Source organism: Caulobacter sp. GW821-FHT10A06, assembly GCF_059415805.1.
The window spans coordinates 491,148-506,798 of the sequence record NZ_JBWKNY010000002.1; the positions used below are offsets into that span (position 1 = coordinate 491,148).

9 protein-coding genes are annotated in these 15,651 nt (G+C 67.9%); 5 read left to right on the forward strand and 4 right to left on the reverse strand.

The features are described 5' to 3' along the window. Positions 1-57: 57 nt before the first annotated feature. The 4 genes from AC07NF_RS06155 to AC07NF_RS06170 all read right to left on the reverse strand — a co-directional run bounded on the left by AC07NF_RS06155 (position 58) and on the right by AC07NF_RS06170 (position 10,106). The gene (locus tag AC07NF_RS06155; RefSeq protein WP_494628122.1) at positions 58-3,096 is read right to left on the reverse strand and encodes a TonB-dependent receptor plug domain-containing protein; all 3,039 of its coding nucleotides are present in this window, start codon (positions 3,094-3,096) and stop codon (positions 58-60) included. A gap of 155 nt (positions 3,097-3,251) precedes the next feature. Continuing rightward, the gene (locus tag AC07NF_RS06160; RefSeq protein WP_494628120.1) at positions 3,252-5,048 is read right to left on the reverse strand and encodes a CIA30 family protein; all 1,797 of its coding nucleotides are present in this window, start codon (positions 5,046-5,048) and stop codon (positions 3,252-3,254) included. Between the two features lie 144 nt (positions 5,049-5,192). After that, complete coding sequence (locus AC07NF_RS06165; RefSeq protein ID WP_494628118.1) at positions 5,193-7,493, reverse strand: TonB-dependent receptor; 2,301 nt, start codon at positions 7,491-7,493, stop codon at positions 5,193-5,195. A 102-nt stretch (positions 7,494-7,595) separates the two neighbouring features. Next, complete coding sequence (locus tag AC07NF_RS06170) at positions 7,596-10,106, reverse strand: TonB-dependent receptor (protein WP_494628116.1); 2,511 nt, start codon at positions 10,104-10,106, stop codon at positions 7,596-7,598. 284 nt (positions 10,107-10,390) lie between these two features. On the opposite strand from AC07NF_RS06170, the gene AC07NF_RS06175 reads away from it, so the two are divergent. From AC07NF_RS06175 to AC07NF_RS06195, 5 genes are all read left to right on the forward strand, one after another. Further along, the gene (locus tag AC07NF_RS06175) at positions 10,391-10,966 is read left to right on the forward strand and encodes an RNA polymerase sigma factor (RefSeq protein ID WP_492810331.1); all 576 of its coding nucleotides are present in this window, start codon (positions 10,391-10,393) and stop codon (positions 10,964-10,966) included. After that, positions 10,920-11,957 carry a FecR family protein gene (locus tag AC07NF_RS06180; RefSeq protein ID WP_494628113.1) on the forward strand — a complete coding sequence of 346 codons (1,038 nt, stop codon included), beginning with the start codon at positions 10,920-10,922 and terminating at the stop codon, positions 11,955-11,957. Before AC07NF_RS06175 ends, AC07NF_RS06180 begins: the two co-directional genes overlap by 47 nt. A 93-nt stretch (positions 11,958-12,050) precedes the next feature. After that, positions 12,051-13,535, forward strand: coding sequence for an amidohydrolase (locus AC07NF_RS06185; RefSeq protein WP_492810335.1), 1,485 nt, complete (start codon positions 12,051-12,053; stop codon positions 13,533-13,535). Positions 13,536-13,629: 94 nt separating this feature from the next. After that, positions 13,630-13,833, forward strand: a complete 204-nt coding sequence (locus AC07NF_RS06190) for a hypothetical protein (RefSeq protein ID WP_492810336.1) — start codon at positions 13,630-13,632, stop codon at positions 13,831-13,833. 39 nt (positions 13,834-13,872) lie between these two features. After that, on the forward strand, positions 13,873-15,501 hold the full coding sequence (locus AC07NF_RS06195; RefSeq protein ID WP_492810338.1) for an ABC-F family ATP-binding cassette domain-containing protein: 1,629 nt from the start codon (positions 13,873-13,875) through the stop codon (positions 15,499-15,501). Positions 15,502-15,651: the final 150 nt, after the last annotated feature.

Sequence of the window (15,651 nt, forward strand, 5' to 3'; positions counted from 1 at the left end):
TGTCAGCCGCTGAGCGGCAGGTGTCCGCGCTCCCCGAAGGGAGCGCGGACGATCGGGTTAGAAGGTCTTGCGGATGCTGGCGTAGAAGTACCGGCCGTAGGGCTGGTACACCGTGCCTAGATAGCCGTTCGACGACAGCGGCGGGGCCTCGTTGGTCACGTTGCGCACGCCCAGCTTCAGGCGGGTGTTGGCCGCCCAGCCCTTGGTGAACTCGTACTGACCGTAGACGTTGGTCGTGACCTGGGAGTCAATGATCCAGGGCGCGCCGGCCGAGTCGATCAGGCCGGTGTCGTCGATGTCCGAGACGTACTGGGTGAACACCCCGGCCGAGAACTGGTCGAGGCTCCAGCTCAGGGCGGCGGTCCACTTCCAGTCTGGCTTGCTGTTCTGGCGGATGTAGCTGCCGCCGCCGGTGATCGTGGTGCCGGCGTTGATGGTGCCGGCCGCGCGGGCCGCCATCAGCGCCGCGATCTGCGGCGAGGGCTGCTGGTAGAACTTGATCAGGTGGGCGCCGTTGACGTTCAGGTCGAAGTCACCGATCGGCGTGCCGTGCTTGCGCCACATCAGGCCGATGTCGATGCCACGGGCTTCCTGCGGCAGGGTGTTGACGTACTGGTCCTTGACGTAAAGCACCGTGCCGACCGGGGTCAGGCCGGTGCCGGCGAAGGCGGCGACGTCGTCAGCCGTCGGCGCGGCGCGGACGACGTTGGTGTTCGTGCCGCCGCCGACGCGTTGCAGGTAGTCCAGGATCAGGGCGTTGCCCTCGCCGAACAGGCCGACGATGCCCTTCTGCTTCACGCGCCAGTAGTCGGTGGTCAGGGTGAACTGGCCAAACTCGCTCGGAATGAACTTCGGCTCGAAGACGAAGCCAAAGCCCATGGTTTCGGAATCTTCCGGCTTCAGGTCGGGGTTACCCGAGCGCTGCGCCTGGACGCTGAGCGTACGGGTGCAGTTGCTGAAGCTGGTGATCCGGCCGGCGCGCAGGTCGGCCTCGCAGCGCACATAGTCGGTGCGGGTGTTGGCGCGGGTGACGACCGTGGCGTTGATCTGTTCCAGGTTCGGGGCCTTGAAGCCCTGGGCCCACGAACCGCGGACGCGGAAGCCGTCGACCAGGTCCCAAGCCAGCGCGACCTTGGGTTTGGCCACCGAACCGACGTCGCTGTACTTCTCGGCGCGGCCGGCCAGTTGCAGCTCGACGCTGCGGACCAGCGGGATGCCCATCTCGGGCGAGATCACCGGCACGGCGAACTCGATATAGGCCGAGCTGACCTTGCGCGAGCCCTTGGTGTCGGGCGACGGGCTGGTGCCGACCATGTCGCTGCCATAGACGATGCCCGTCACCGAGTTGGTGTAGGTGATCGTGCCGTCGACGTGGGCGTCGCGGTCGTCGTGCTGGGTCTCGCGACGCCATTCGACACCGGCCGCCACGCCGACGTCGCCGCCGGGCAGGGCGAACAGGTCAGCCTTCGAAACGCGGAAGTCCCACGAGGCCAGCGAACTGGTGCTCTCGCGCTTGGACTTGAAGCGGATGGCGTCGATCGCCGCCTGGCTGCTGGGCGTGGCGTCGCCGACGCTGGGGTTGGACACCGTGCCGCCGTTGAACGGGTTGTAGGCGTCGGCGGTCGACAGGCCGATCTGCTTCTGCGCCGCCGTGGCGCTGATGCCGTCCGAGACGTCCTTGACCTTGGATTGCGAGTACAGCAGCGCCGACTCCCACTTCCAGCCCGCGATGTCGCCGCGCAGGCCGCCCAGGAAACGGGTCTGGTCGTTGATGACGTCGACCTGCTGCTTGCCGGCGTCGACGAAGTCGTAGCTGGTCAGGGTGACGGCCAGGCCGCCGGCCGGGGCGTTGATGCCCGCCAGGCGGTTGGGGTTGGCCACGCCATTGAGGGTGGTCGGGCCGAAGGGGTTCCAGTAGCTGGTGGTCGGGGCGGTGATCACCTGGGCCGAGGTGGTCGTCGCCGGGGCTTGGTAGGCGCGGGTCTTGGCGTGATAGACGCCCACTTCGCCGAAGGCGGTGATGGTGTCGGTCACGTCGTAGTGGCCGGTGACGAAGACGTTCAGGCGCTTGAGCGCCGGCATCACCGTCAGGCCGCTGGCGGCCCCGTCATAGCGCAGGTTGCGGTCGTCGCCCGAGGTGGCCGGCGCGCCGTCGTCGATGCTGATGCCGTTGCCGACGGTCGCCAGGCTGCCCGGATAGGTCGTCGGCTGGACGTGGAAGGCGCCGGCCGAGCTGGTGATCAGGGTCGTGCCGACCCGAACCGCCGAGGCGGCCGTGAAGCTGCCCCACGGCGTGACCGTGCCACGGCCGTCCAGGGACGCCGCGCCGTCGAACCGGGTGCCGGTGAACAGGCCGCGCTTGTCGGCCGAGGCGGTGTAGGCCTGGTCCGTGGTCCGCAGCTCGGTCCGCTTGTCGTAGCTGACGAGGGCGGTCAGGTTGCCGCGCTCGAAATTGTGGCCGAACAGGCCGTTGAACTCATATTCCTTGAGGTTCGTGCCCTCGGCCGCGCCGTACTGGGCCTCGACGTCGACGCCGTTGAAATTGTCCTTCAGCACGGTGTTGACCACGCCGGCCACGGCGTCGGTGCCGTAGATGGCGGCGGCGCCGTCACGCAGGACTTCCAGGCGCTTGAGGCCCGAGGTCGGGATGGCGTTGGTGTTGTAGGTAATGGTCGGCACCAGGCTGTTGCCGTCGGCCTGGCTGGTCGGGTGGGCGACGACGCGGCGGCCGTTCAGCAGCACCAGGGTGTTGCCCGAGCCCAGGTTGCGCAGGTTCACCGAACCGATGTCGCCACGGGCCGAGTTGCTGCTGCCGGGCAGGTAGCTGGAGTTGTAGTTGACGTCGCCCATCTGCGGGATGGCGCGGAACAGGTCATCGCCCGAGCTGGCGGCCACGGCGTCCAGCTGCTTGCCGTCGACGACGGTGACGGGCAGGGCGGCGGTGGCTTTCGCGCCTTCGATGCGCGAGCCGACGACCACGATCTCCTCGACGGTGCTCTCCGGCGCGCCGGTCTGGGCGGCGGCTTGCGTGCCCCAGGCGACGCAGAGCGCCGAGGTTGCGAACATGGCGGCGCGTAGCGCCTTCGTGTTGGTCATGCGAGTTCCCCTACTTGATGCCTCCGCCCCCCAAGAGCGGAGTTACGCGTTGTTGTCCGACCCACTCACTTCCTCCCGCCGGCTCCCCTTGGGGGAGCGCGACGCCCGGGCGCGGTCTTGACGCCGCGCGCCGGGTGAACCTCGTTTGGCAGCCTTTAGAAGAAGACGACGTTGTCGACTTCCAGCCAGAACTTCTCGCCGCCCTTGCGGCCGCCCATGAACTCGACCTCGGTCAGGTCCGACGCGGTCCATTCGCCCTTCGCGCCGCGCTCGCTGGCGGGCTTGAGGGCGGAGAACGGAACTTCGACGGTCTGCCAGGTGGAGCCCGCCTTGAACGGCGCGGCCCAACGGCCGCTCGACGCGGTGACGCCCAGGGCATAGTCGCCATCGCCGCGCACTTCGAAGCGCACGCCCTTGAAGGCGCGGGCGTCGACGGGCTGGATCGAACCGCGCGTCAGCGGGATGATCACGCCGGCGGAGGGCTTGGCCTTCATCGCCATGCGGGCGTTGATCGACAGGGCGTGACCGTCGGCGCCGCGCGGAATGCGCTGGCTGATCTCGACCGTACGGTCCAGGCCGCCATCGGGATCGTCGGTGCGCAGGGTGTCGAGGCTGGAGCGGCCGTCGGCGCGCTCGAAGTCGTCGATCTGGGCCTTGGCCGGAACCGACGGCATGGTCGTGGCCTGGTTGGCGGTCATGGGCGGTGCGCCCGGACCGAAGACCAGCTTGCCGTCGATGAAGACGCGGTCGGTCTTGCGCACGTCGCTGATCGTTTTCCAGGGTTCGCCCTTGATCAGCACGAGGTCGGCGCGCTTGCCCACCTCGATCGTGCCGCGATCGCTCAGCTGGTTGATGACCTTGGCGCTCTTCGCCGTGCCGGCCATCAGGGCCTCGGACGGCGTCAGGCCCGCACGGACCATCAGCTCCATCTCGTGCAGGGTCGAGACGCCATGCGGCGTGCCCGGCATGCCCGCGTCGGTGCCCAGCGCGATGATCACGCCAGCGTCGTGCAGCGCCTTGGCGTTGCCCAGGGCGTAGTCGAACTTCTTGAAGCTCTGCTTGGCGCTCGGGCTCTCATCCGGATCGCGCGGCGGCTGGCCGGGCTTCACGGGCTCATAGACCGCCAGGGTCGGGGTGTCGGACGTGCCGCCCGCCTTCAGGATCTCGATCGCCTCGGCGTCCAGCGGACGGTCCTGAAGACTGTGAGTGATGACGTCGACCTTGGACCGGCCGGCGACCTCGCCGCGATCGACGCTGACGGTGTGGGTGAAGACCTTCAGATTGTTCTTGTGAGCCTCGTCGACCAGGGCGGTCAGGGTCCACTCGTCCATGCTGGTGTTGTCGGGCGCGACGCCGTAGCGCCAGCCGTCGGTGAAGGCCTTGATCAGGTCAGGCTTGTAGGGGACCAGCGCCTTGACGGCCGCGCGGGCGGCTTCGGGCGTGTTGACCCATTTGGTGGTGGCGGTGTCGGCCCAGTCGGCGCCGTGGCCGCCCGGCGTGCTCATGCGCGCGGCGAAGTTCACGTGCGGCGCGACCAGGGTCGACAGCCACCGGCGGCGCGGCGCGAACGATTCCGGCGCGGCGTTGAAGTCGCTGACCGTGGTGACACCCGAGGACACGTAGGCGGTGGCGATCTGCGGCGTGGTGGCCGGCATGCCGCCCGGCGTCCAGTGGGTGTGCAGGTCGAAGAAGCCCGGCAGCAGGGCCTGGCCCTTGGCGTCGATCACCTTGGCGCCGCGCGGCGCCTTCACGGTCGGGCCGACCTCGGCGATGCGGCCGTCGCGGATGACGACATTGGCCAGGTGAGGGGCAGCGCCCGTGGCGTCGAAGACCGTCGCGCCCATGATCGCGACGACGGGCGTGTCCGCCGCCTGGGCGATGCCGAATGCGGCGAGCCCAAGGCTCCCGGCTAGGGCGGTGGCCGCCAGAGCGGTCTTACGGATAGGCTTCATGACAATGAGATCCCGACCTTGCCGATGCTACTGCTTGATCGACGAATGGGATTTTCGTTTCCGCCACTCAGCTGTGTTCGAGACCTCAATAACTGTAATTGGTAAAGATGACGGGTGGGCGAGGGGCCCACCCGTCGGTCTTCTCTAGAAGCGCTTGCGGACCTGGAAACCGGCCGTGCGCGGGTTGATGCTGACGACCTGCTTGGGGTTGTTCACCGCCGAGGTCACGCTCATCAGGCCAACTTCGTCGGTGACGTTGTTGACGAAGACATAGGCGCCCCAGTCGGAGCCTTCGACGCCGGCGCGCAGGTTGGCGTAGCCGTAGTCGCCCTGCTTTTCATAGTAGACGTAGGTCGGGCGGAACTGCGAAGCGGACTGGCCGACATAGGCGTAGTCGGCGCGCAGCAGGCCGTTCAGGTCGCCCTTCAGCGGCCAGGTATATTCGACCGCAGCCGAACCGCTGTACTTGGCCACGTTCGGGAACTCGTCGCCGCGCAGGCCGGTCGAGCCGGTGATCAGGATGGTCGAGTTGGCCTGGTCTTCCGTCAGCTTGGCGTCGACGATGGCGGCGGTGCCGCTGATCGTCAGGCCGCTGATCGGACGCGCCACCGCCTCGACCTCGAAGCCCTTGATCTTGGCCTTGCCGGCGTTGGTCAGGTAGCTGAAGGCGCCGTTGGCGCTGGTCGCCGAAATCTGCATGTTCGACCAGTCGATCTGGTAGACGGCGGCATTCAGCGTCAGGCGACGATCGAACCACTGGCTCTTCACGCCCCCTTCGTAGTTCCAGAGGCTGTCGGGCGCATAACCCAGCAGGGCGCTGGCCAGGCCCGGCACGTTGTTGGCGCCGCCCGGGCGGAAGCCCTTGGCCGCCACGGCGTAGAACATGACGTCCGACGTGGCCTGGTAGGAGGCGTTCAGCTTGCTGACCCAGCCGTCGGCGCCGGCGTCGACCTGGGCGGCCGGACCGACATAGGACTGGGTGATGAAGTTGCTGATCAGCACCTGGCCTGAGACCGTCTTGTCGTACTTGAAGCGACGCAGGCCGCCGGTCAGGGTCAGCTTGTCGACCGGCTTCCACGAGACTTCACCGAAGAAGGCGGTCTGCTTGGTGTCGGTGCCGACATGGCGCCAGGCGGTCAGGTCGTTGGGGTTGATGATGCCGGTGACGGCGTCGCCCTTGGCCACCTTGCTCTCGATGTAGTCTTCGCGCTTTTCCAGATAGACGCCGGCCGTCCAGTCGACCTTGTCGTCGAACAGCGAGCCGGTCATGCGCAGCTCGTGGTTCCACGAGGTCAGGCCCATCGGCTGATAGAGCGCGCCGGGGGTGCGGCTGTCGGCATAGGCGGTGTAGGCCGCCAGCTGCGTGGCGTTACAGGCCGGGTTGGTCGCGCCCGCCGCGGCGGGACCGCCGGCGATGTAGTTGCGGCACGAGGTGGCGTTGGCGCGGCTGCCCGACAGGGTGGGGCTGTAGTCGGAGTTCCGCAGCAGAGTCCACTTGTAGTAGGACGAGGTCGCCGTGACCGTGGCGAAGTTCAGGTCCCACTTGCCCGTGACGTTGTACATCCGCAGGTTATCGCTGGTCGGGGCGATGACGCGGGCGTTGGTTGAATAGGCGTCCTTGCCCAGCGCCGGATACCAGCTGTTCTGACCGTCCAGGGTGGTCTTCTGGTAAAGGCCCGAGGCGTTGATCGTCAGGTTCTCGGTGGGCGTGAAGCCTAGCATCAGGCGACCGCCGCTGGAGTGCTGGTCGTTGATGTCCTTTTTGTTCAGCAGGACGTCGTCGACATAGCCGCCGCCCTCGGTCTTGTAGAGCACCAGGCGCGCGGCCAGCTTGTCCTCGATCAGCGGCACGTTGACCATGCCCTTCACCGAGTAGCCGTTGCTGCCGCCCTTGGTGCTGGTGCCCTGGGCTTCGACGGCGCCGGCGTAGCGGCTGGTGTCGGGTTTGTTGAGGATCACCCGCAGGGTGCCGCCCATCGAGCCCGAGCCGTACAGCGTGCCTTGCGGACCGCGCAGGACTTCGATGCGCTCGGCGTCGAACAGGTTGACGTCGGCGCTGGTCGAGCTGGCGTCGGCGGTCGTGCCGGCCGGACCCGTCAGCGGGGTTTCGTCGTAATAGAGGCCGACGGTGGCTTCACCGGCGCTGCGCACGCCGCGCAGGGTCAGGCGGCGGCTGGTGGGCGAGTTGCCGTCGACCTGCAGGTTCGGGACGGTGCGGAAATAGTCCTGGATGCCTTGCGCCCCCAGCGCTTGCAGCGACTTCTCGGTGACCGCGCTGACGCTGATCGGGGTGGTCTGGACGGTGGTGGAGCGCTTCAGCGCGGTGACGACCACTTCTTCGATCGTGCCGGCGTCGTTGGACTGGGCGAAAGCCTGGCCGGCCATCAGGCTGGTCAGGGCGCTGGCGCCCAGGGCCAGGGTGCGAAGGCCTCGAAACTGCATCATTGTTGATCCCCTCTTTGCGGCGCGCTCGACGGCGGCCTGTAGGATCAGACGCAAGGTGGCGAGGCTCCCTCACCTGGGCGGCGCGAAAAAGACGCGTCCGGATCAGAAGCGACGTTCGATGCTCACGCGCAGCATGCGCGGCGCCACGCCGAAGTACTCGATGGGGCCCGAGGTGTTGCGCGCCGCGTTGGCGTGGCCGGCCCGGTCCAGCAGGTTGTCGACCGTCAGGTCCAGGGTCCAGTCGTGGCGTTCCAGGCTGAAGCTGGCGCCAAACACCGCGTAGCCGCCCATCTTCAGGTAGTCGCCATTGCCGGCGTTGAAGGCCGACCGCGCTATGCCGGCATAGGAGCCATCGAAGCGCAGCCGCCCGACCAGGTCGCCGGGCAAGGTCCAGTGGCGCTCCATCGAGGCCGCGGCGGTCATCCGGGGGACGATCGGCAGGCGGTCGCCCTCCAGGCCCAGGCCGATCGCGGTGTTGGTCAGCTGGTCGGCGGTCAGGCGCGCATCGGTCACGGTCAGGTTGGCCGCGAAGTCCCAGCCCATCACACGCTGGGCGGTCGCCTCGACCTCCAGCCCATGGATGCGCGCCGCGCCGATATTGGTGACGTAGGTGAAGGCGCGGTTCTGGGTCTGGGCGGCGTACTGCATGTCCCGCCACGCGATCCGGTAGACCGCCACGTTGCCCGTGAAGCGGCGATCGGTGCTCTGGACCTTCAGGCCCAGCTCGTAGTTGTTCAGGCGATCCGAGCGATAGACCGCCAGGCTCTCGGGCAGCCCGGGCACGACATTGACGCCGCCGGGACGGAAGCCCTGCGAGACCTGGGCGTAGCCGAACAGGCCGGGCCCGAACTGGCGGCTGGCCAGGGCCTTCAGGCTCCAGCCCTGTTCCTCGGTCCGCGCGTCGATCGCGTAGTCGGCCCAGGTGCCGGACACGACATTGGCGATCTGCACCGCGCCCCGGTCGCGCTTGACGTAGTCGAAGCGCCGCGCGCCCAGGGTCAGCTCGGTTTCCGGCGCGACCAGATAGGAGATCTCGCCGAAAATGGCGCTTTGGGAGAGGTGGTTCTCGATGTCGCGCCGGCCGATCAGCACCGGCGGTTCGGTCAGGGCGCCGGTGGCCAGATCCACGTGCCGGACCTGGCTGTCGATCGAGTCGCCGCGCACCTCGCGATAGGCGCCCAGCGTCCAGGTCAGCGGGCCGTCGCCGACGGACGCGGCGCGGATCTCATGGATCTGGGCGGTCAGTTCGGCGGGCTGGTTCAGGATCGCGGGATAGACGCTGTCGACATAGGCCGAGTAGCTGGCCATCTGCGTGGCGTCGCAGGTCACGGCGAACATCCGCAAGCAGCCCGCCGCATTGGTCCGCTCGCCCAGCAGCACGCCGCTGTAGTCGGAGCGACGGGTCAGCCGCCAGCGGTACCAGGACGACACCGCCGTCAGGTCCACGGCGTCGCCGCGCCACTTCACGGTCGCCGCCGCCAGGTCGATATCACCGTCGAAGGGCGCACGACCGGCATGCACGGTCCGCCACGGGCCGGCGGTGTCATTCCAGGCCGAGATATCGTCGCGGTGACTGTTCTGGTGGGTGGCCGAGACCAGGGCCGTCAGCCGCGATCCCGGCGCCCACAGGGCCGCCAGGCGCACGCCCCGCACGCTGGAGGCGTCGACGTCCTTCAGTCCCAGCCGGACATTGTCGATCACGCCCGGTTGCCGCTGGTCATAGGCCGTCAGGCGCACGGCCAGGGTGTCGGGGATCACGACGGTGTTCAGCACGACGTTCGCCCCGCCGCCTTGCCCGCCGTGGGCGGCGGAGGACAGCGAGGCGCCGACCGAGGCGGCGTCTTCCGACAGGTCCGGACGTGCGAACAGGATCCGCAGCGCCCCGCCCATCGCGCCGGAACCGTAAAGCGTGCCCTGCGGTCCGCGCAGCAATTCGATGCGGTCGACATCGACCAGCGCCAGCTCTGGCGTCATCACGCCTGGGTCGGCGGTGGTGCCGACCGGCCCGGTCATCGGCGTCTCGTCGTAGTAGAGCCCGGTCGTCGCTTCGCCGGCGCCATAGACGCCGCGCAGCACCAGGCGACGGCCGAAGGCGGTGGAGACCAGCTTCAACCCCGGCAGTAGCGGCGCGGCCTTCTCCAGGTCCAGGAAACCCAGGCGCGACAGCTGCTCGCCCGAGACCACGGTCATGCTGATCGGCGTCTGCTGCACCAGGCTTGAGCGCTTCAACGCCGTGACGACGACCGAATCGATGGCGACCGGCTGCTGGGGAGGCGGAGCCGGCGGCGCGTCCGGGGCAGGGGGCTTGGCGAGCTTCGGAGCCGGCACCACGAGAAAGCTGCGCCCCTCGAGCTGGACCGTCAGGCCCGAGCCCTCCAGCAGGCGCTCGAGAGCCGCCTCGGCCGTGAACGTGCCTGACAGGCCGGGGCTGCGCTTGCCTTGGGTCAGGGCCGGGGAGAACAGGATCTCGCGGTCGCTGCGCAGCGCCAGCTGGTTCAGCGCCTGGCTCAGCGGCTGGGCGGCGATGTCGAAACGGAAGGCGGTCTCGGGACGTCCAGGCGCGGCGATCGCCGCCGACGCCGTGGTCAGGGCCGTGGCGCAAAGCAGGGCCAAGACGGCGCCGCGTCTCCTGGACGCTTCCGAGCCTCTGGGCCTGAACAACAACGAATCCCGATCTCCCCTGGCGGCCTGGAACGTCACGCCGTCGAGGGCGCGCACCATGCCTTTATTTCGTCGGCCGCCATGCTTCGCAGCGTGTCCTGACGCCCTAAGATCGCGTGTTGCATAGGCATTAGGCAACCGGCCATGGGTTGCGTCGCCGCACCCCCACCTCCGCAGCGTCCCTTGACGGGGGCGAGAAAGCGATTTCACCTGACTGTCATGTCGGGGCGTAAACAATGATCTGGGGTCGCAAGCCCGCCAAGTCTTCCGAGCAGGTTCGTGACCTGTCGGACAGCGGCGCACGCTTCACGCCGGCCTTGCGGGCCTTCTTTTCCCGCCGCGCGCACGCCAATGACGTCGAGGACCTGGTGCAGGAGGTTCTGCTCCGGATCCAGAAGCGCCAGCCGGACGCGGTCGTGAACAATGTCGAGGGCTACCTGTTCGAGGTCGCCGCCAATGTTCTGATCGATCGCGGGCGTCGCGATAAAACCCGCCGACGTTCCGATCACTGCGAACTGCAAGAAATTCATCATCCTGTTGATGAAGTATCGCCCGAACGCGTCTTACAGGGACGTGAGCAGATGGCGCGCGCCATGGCGGCCCTCAACGAGCTGCCGGAACGCACGCGACGGGTTTTCATTCTCGTGCGCTTCGAGGAGATGAGCTACAAGCTCGTCGCCCAGCGCCTGGGGGTCTCCGTCAGCGCTGTCGAGAAACATGTGATGAAGGCGCTGCGTCACCTGCACGCACGTCTGCGAGACCAGGATGACGTCGACCACGTCGGGCAAAGAGATACACGACGACCCGGATAGCGCGGCTGCCCAGTGGTTCGCGCGACTGCAAGGTGATGACGTGCCGCCGCGTGATCGGCGAGAGTTCGAGCGCTGGCTGAAGGCCGACGCCCGGAACGCCTCTGCGTGGGAAGATCTCAACAGCACCTGGAACGGCGTCGCCGCGCTTGAGGATGACCCGGCCTTTGCGGCCTTGCGCGCTGATGCGCTGGGCGCCGGCGACAAGCGCCCGCACCTGAACCGCCGCACCCTGGGCCTGGCGGCCGCCGGCCTGGTCGCCGCGGTGGGCGGCGCGATCGCCGGCAAGCGCTGGCTGGGTGGCGACGCTTCGCCCGTCCTGCCCGCCGAAGAGCCGGTGTTCAGCACCGCCGTGGGCGAGCACACGACTTTCCGCCTGGCAGACAACTCGGTCGTGACGCTCAGCACCGACTCCGCCGTGCGGGTGAACCATTGGGGGCAAGAGCGCCGGCTGACGCTTGTGCGCGGCCAGGCCTTCTTCCAGGTCGCCAAGGACGCCTCGCGCCCCTTCGTGGTCGCGGCGGGCGACAAGCGCGTCACGGCCATCGGCACGGCCTTCGACGTGCGCATGGATCCGGGCAAGCTGTCGGTGACTCTGGTCGAGGGCCGCGTGCGCATCGCCGCCGATGCACCCCAGGGTGAGCGCCGTGTCGAGATGTCGGCCGGCTCGCGCTTCGTGGCCGCGGAACCCGCCGACTGGGCGATCACGACCGTCGACACCGCCAAGGAATCCGCCTGGCTGAAGGGCCGGCTGGTCTTTGACGGCGAGCCGCTGTCGGCCGTCGTCGCCGAGATGAACCGCTTCTCCGACCGCAAGCTGTCGCTGTCGGATCCGGCCCTGGGCGCTACGCCGGTCAGCGGCGTCTTCAGGACCGGCCAGATCGACGCCTTCGTCGCCGCGCTGAAGACCTATGGCCTGGCCGATGTCGGCCACGCCGATGACAAGCGGGTTGAATTGGTGCGTCCCCACTCGACGCGCGGCGCGGCCGAATAAAATTTTCCACCCCAGGTGAGGTGGGGCCGTCGCCCTACGTCATACAGATGGGCGCCCGTTCGGCGTCGTCTTCGCCACCGGGGAAACCGTTCCATGAAGCTTTCCGCTCTGAAGCTCGCCCTCCTGTCCGCCAGCATGGCGACGGGCGTGCTCGCGACCCAGGCCCACGCCGCGCCGCTCACCGAGGCCGCCCGCGCCCAGATCCTCAAGGCCGTCGACGCCGACGCCCCACAGATCCAGGACGCCGCGCTGAAGATCTGGGGCTTCGCCGAGGTCGGCTATCAGGAAGTGAAGAGCTCGACCTTGCTGCAGGGCCAGCTGAAGACCGCCGGCTTTGACGTGAAGGCCGGCGTCGCCGGTGAGCCGACCGCCTTCGTGGCCAGCTTCAAGAACGGCGCGGGCCCGGTCATCGCCATCCTCGCCGAGTTCGACGCCCTGCCGGGCCTGGCCCAGACGGCCGAGCCGGTGAAGACCGGCATCCCCGGCCAGGTCGCCGGCCACGGCTGCGGTCACAACCTGTTTGGCGCCGCCTCGGTGGGCGCGGCTGTCGCCATCAAGGACTGGATGGTCAAGAACAACATCAAGGGCGAGCTGCGCGTGTTCGGCACGCCCGCCGAGGAAGGCGGCTCGGGCAAGGTCTATCTGGTCCGCGACGGCCTGTTCAACGACGTCGACGCCACGCTGCACTGGCATCCGGCCAACGAAAACTCGGCCGTCCAGGGCGTGTCGATGGCCAATATCAGCGGCAAGTTCCGCTTCCATGGCGTCTCGGCCCACGCCGCCGGCGCGCCGGAAAAAGGCCGCTCGGCGCTGGACGGCGTCGAGGTCATGGACGTCGCCACCAACTTCCTGCGCGAGCACACCCCGGACAAGACGCGCATCCACTACGTGATCACCGCCGGCGGCACTGCGCCCAACGTCGTGCCCGACTTCGCTGAGGTCTATTACTATGTCCGCCATCCGGATCCGGCCGTGGTCAAGGACGTCTGGTCGCGGGTCGAGAAGGCCGCCGACGGCGCGGCCCTGGCCACCGGCACGACGGTCGACAAGGAAATCACCGGCGGCGTCTACGCCCTGCTGCCCAACGACACACTGGGCCGCGTGATGGACGCCAACCTGCGCAAGGTCGGCGGCATCACCTGGACGCCGGAAGAGATCGCCTTCGCCAAGAAGATCCAGACCAGCTTCCCCAGTGCGCCGTCGATCGATAGCGTCAAGACCATCGAACCCTACAAGGTCGAGCTGGAAGGCGGCGGTGGTTCGACCGACGTGTCGGACATCAGCTGGGTCACCCCGACCGTGGGCCTGGGCACCGCGACCTTCGTGCCGGGCTCGGCCGGCCACAGCTGGCAGAACGTGGCCGCCGCCGGCTCGTCGATCGGCGTCAAGGGCGCGGTCAACGCCGCTAAGACCCTGGCCCTGACCGGCGCGGACCTGTTCTCCAACCCCGACGTCGTCAAGAAGGCCAAGGCCGAGCTGGACCAGCGCCGTGGGCCCAACTTCGCCTACAAGGCCATGCTGGGCGATCGCCCGCCGGCCCTGGATTACCGTAAGCCCGCCTCGGCGGCGCGCGAGTAACGATCGCCCCACTTCCCCGGCGATCGTCAGCGGCCGGCGCCTTCCCCCCTTTGAGCGCCGGCCGCGCCTTATTTCCTGACCCTTGGAGTGCGGCGTGGTTCAGACCATCACCATCAGCCACGAGCGGTTCAACGCGCTCAAGACCGCCTTGCCGGCGGTCACGCGCGAGCATCTGACCGACGTCTACGGGATCAGCGAGACGACCTGGACCAAGCTGCGCAAGGGCGAGCCCATCAAGCTCAAGACCTGGGAGCGGATCCAGGCGCGGTTGGCGCGTCTGGAATTGATATCGCTCTAAGGCTGGCGTTCTGCTGCGACCCGCGATAGCAGACCGCCCATGATCCGCCTCGACAATATCTCCAAGCAGAACGGCCACCAGCTCCTGTTCATCGACGCCTCGATGGGCGTCCAGAAGGGCGAGAAGGCCGGGCTGGTCGGCCCGAACGGCGCCGGCAAGACGACCCTGTTTCGCATGATCACCGGCCAGGAGCAGCCCGACGACGGGCTGGTCGTGATCGATCCCGGCATGAAGATCGGCTATTTCAGCCAGGACGTCGGCGAGATGTCTGGCCAGAGCGCGGTCGCCGCGGTGATGGATGGCGTCGGCCCCGTCAGCGCGCTGGCCGCCGAGATGGCCACGCTCGAGGCCGACATGGTGGATCCGGACAAGGCGGATCAACTCGACGCCATCATGGAGCGCTATGGCGAGGTGCTAGAGCGCTTTCAGGAGTTGGACGGCTATGCGCTGGAAGCGCGGGCGCGCGAGGTTCTGGCGGGCCTGAGTTTCAGCCAGGAACGCATGGACGGCGACGTCGGCCAGCTGTCCGGCGGCTGGAAGATGCGCGTGGCCCTGGCCCGCATCCTGCTGATGCGGCCCGACGGCATGCTGCTGGACGAACCCTCCAACCACTTGGACCTGGAAAGCCTTATCTGGCTGGAGGCGTTCCTCAAGAACTACGACGGCGCCCTGCTGATGACGTCGCACGACCGCGCCTTCATGAACCGCATCATCGGCAAGGTGGTCGAGATCGACGGCGGCCAGTTGATCACCTATTCGGGCGACCTGGACTTCTACGACCAGCAGCGCGCGTTGGGCGAGGCGCAACGCCAGGCGCAGTACGAGCGCCAGCAGGCGATGCTGGCCAAGGAAATCAAGTTCATCGAGAAGTTCAAGGCGCGCGCCTCGCACGCCGCCCAGGTGCAGAGCCGGGTCAAGAAGCTCGACAAGATCGACCGCGTCGAGGCCCCGCGCCGCCGCCAGGCGGTTCAGTTCGAGTTCCAGACCCCGGCGCGTTCGGGCGAGGACGTGATCAGCCTGCGGGGCGTTCACAAGGGCTATGGCGACAAGCCGATCTATGACGGCCTGGATTTCCTGGTCCGCCGCAAGGAGCGCTGGTGCGTCCTGGGCGCGAACGGCGCCGGCAAGTCGACCCTGCTGAAGCTGGTGGCTGGCGACACCAAGCCCGACCAGGGCGCAGTCCACATCGGGGCCAGCGTCAAGATGGGCTACTTCGCCCAGCACTCGATGGACCTGCTGGAGGGCGAAGAGACGATCTTCGAGTCCCTGGAGCGCTCGTTCCCACAAGCCGGGCAGGGCGCACTGCGCACCCTGGCGGGGTGCTTCGGCTTCTCGGGCGACGACGTCGAAAAGCCCTGCCGTGTGCTGTCGGGCGGCGAGAAGGCGCGTCTGGTCATGGCCAAGATGCTGTTCGATCCGCCCAATCTCCTGGTGCTGGACGAACCGACCAACCACTTGGACATGGCGACGAAAGAGATGTTGGTCGCGGCCCTGGCGGACTTCGAAGGCACCATGCTGTTCGTTTCGCACGATCGCCACTTCCTGGGCGCTCTGTCGAACCGCGTGCTGGAACTGACGCCCGAGGGCGTCCACCAATATGGCGGCGGCTACACCGAATATGTCGCCCGCACGGGTCAGGAAGCGCCGGGGCTGCACCCGGGCGGGTAGCCTCGCGCCGGGCCTTGCGTTTCGGGTCAGAAATGTCATCCGGCGGTCAGCGTGATGACCGGGCAGGGGCAGCAGGATGCCTTTGTCCTTGCCCCGCCGCCTGTCCATCACCCCCCCCACCCCCATGGCGACGGGCGCAAGGACGCTCTA

What these genes read in the sequence shown, in the direction of transcription:
- AC07NF_RS06195 (WP_492810338.1), top strand. Translation starts at nt 13,873, where the DNA reads ATGATCCGCCTCGACAATATCTCCAAGCAGAACGGCCACCAGCTCCTG.
- AC07NF_RS06180 (WP_494628113.1), top strand. Translation starts at nt 10,920, where the DNA reads ATGACGTCGACCACGTCGGGCAAAGAGATACACGACGACCCGGATAGC.
- AC07NF_RS06185 (WP_492810335.1), top strand. Translation starts at nt 12,051, where the DNA reads ATGAAGCTTTCCGCTCTGAAGCTCGCCCTCCTGTCCGCCAGCATGGCG.
- AC07NF_RS06160 (WP_494628120.1), bottom strand. Translation starts at nt 5,048, where the DNA reads ATGAAGCCTATCCGTAAGACCGCTCTGGCGGCCACCGCCCTAGCCGGG.
- AC07NF_RS06155 (WP_494628122.1), bottom strand. Translation starts at nt 3,096, where the DNA reads ATGACCAACACGAAGGCGCTACGCGCCGCCATGTTCGCAACCTCGGCG.
- AC07NF_RS06165 (WP_494628118.1), bottom strand. Translation starts at nt 7,493, where the DNA reads ATGATGCAGTTTCGAGGCCTTCGCACCCTGGCCCTGGGCGCCAGCGCC.
- AC07NF_RS06175 (WP_492810331.1), top strand. Translation starts at nt 10,391, where the DNA reads ATGATCTGGGGTCGCAAGCCCGCCAAGTCTTCCGAGCAGGTTCGTGAC.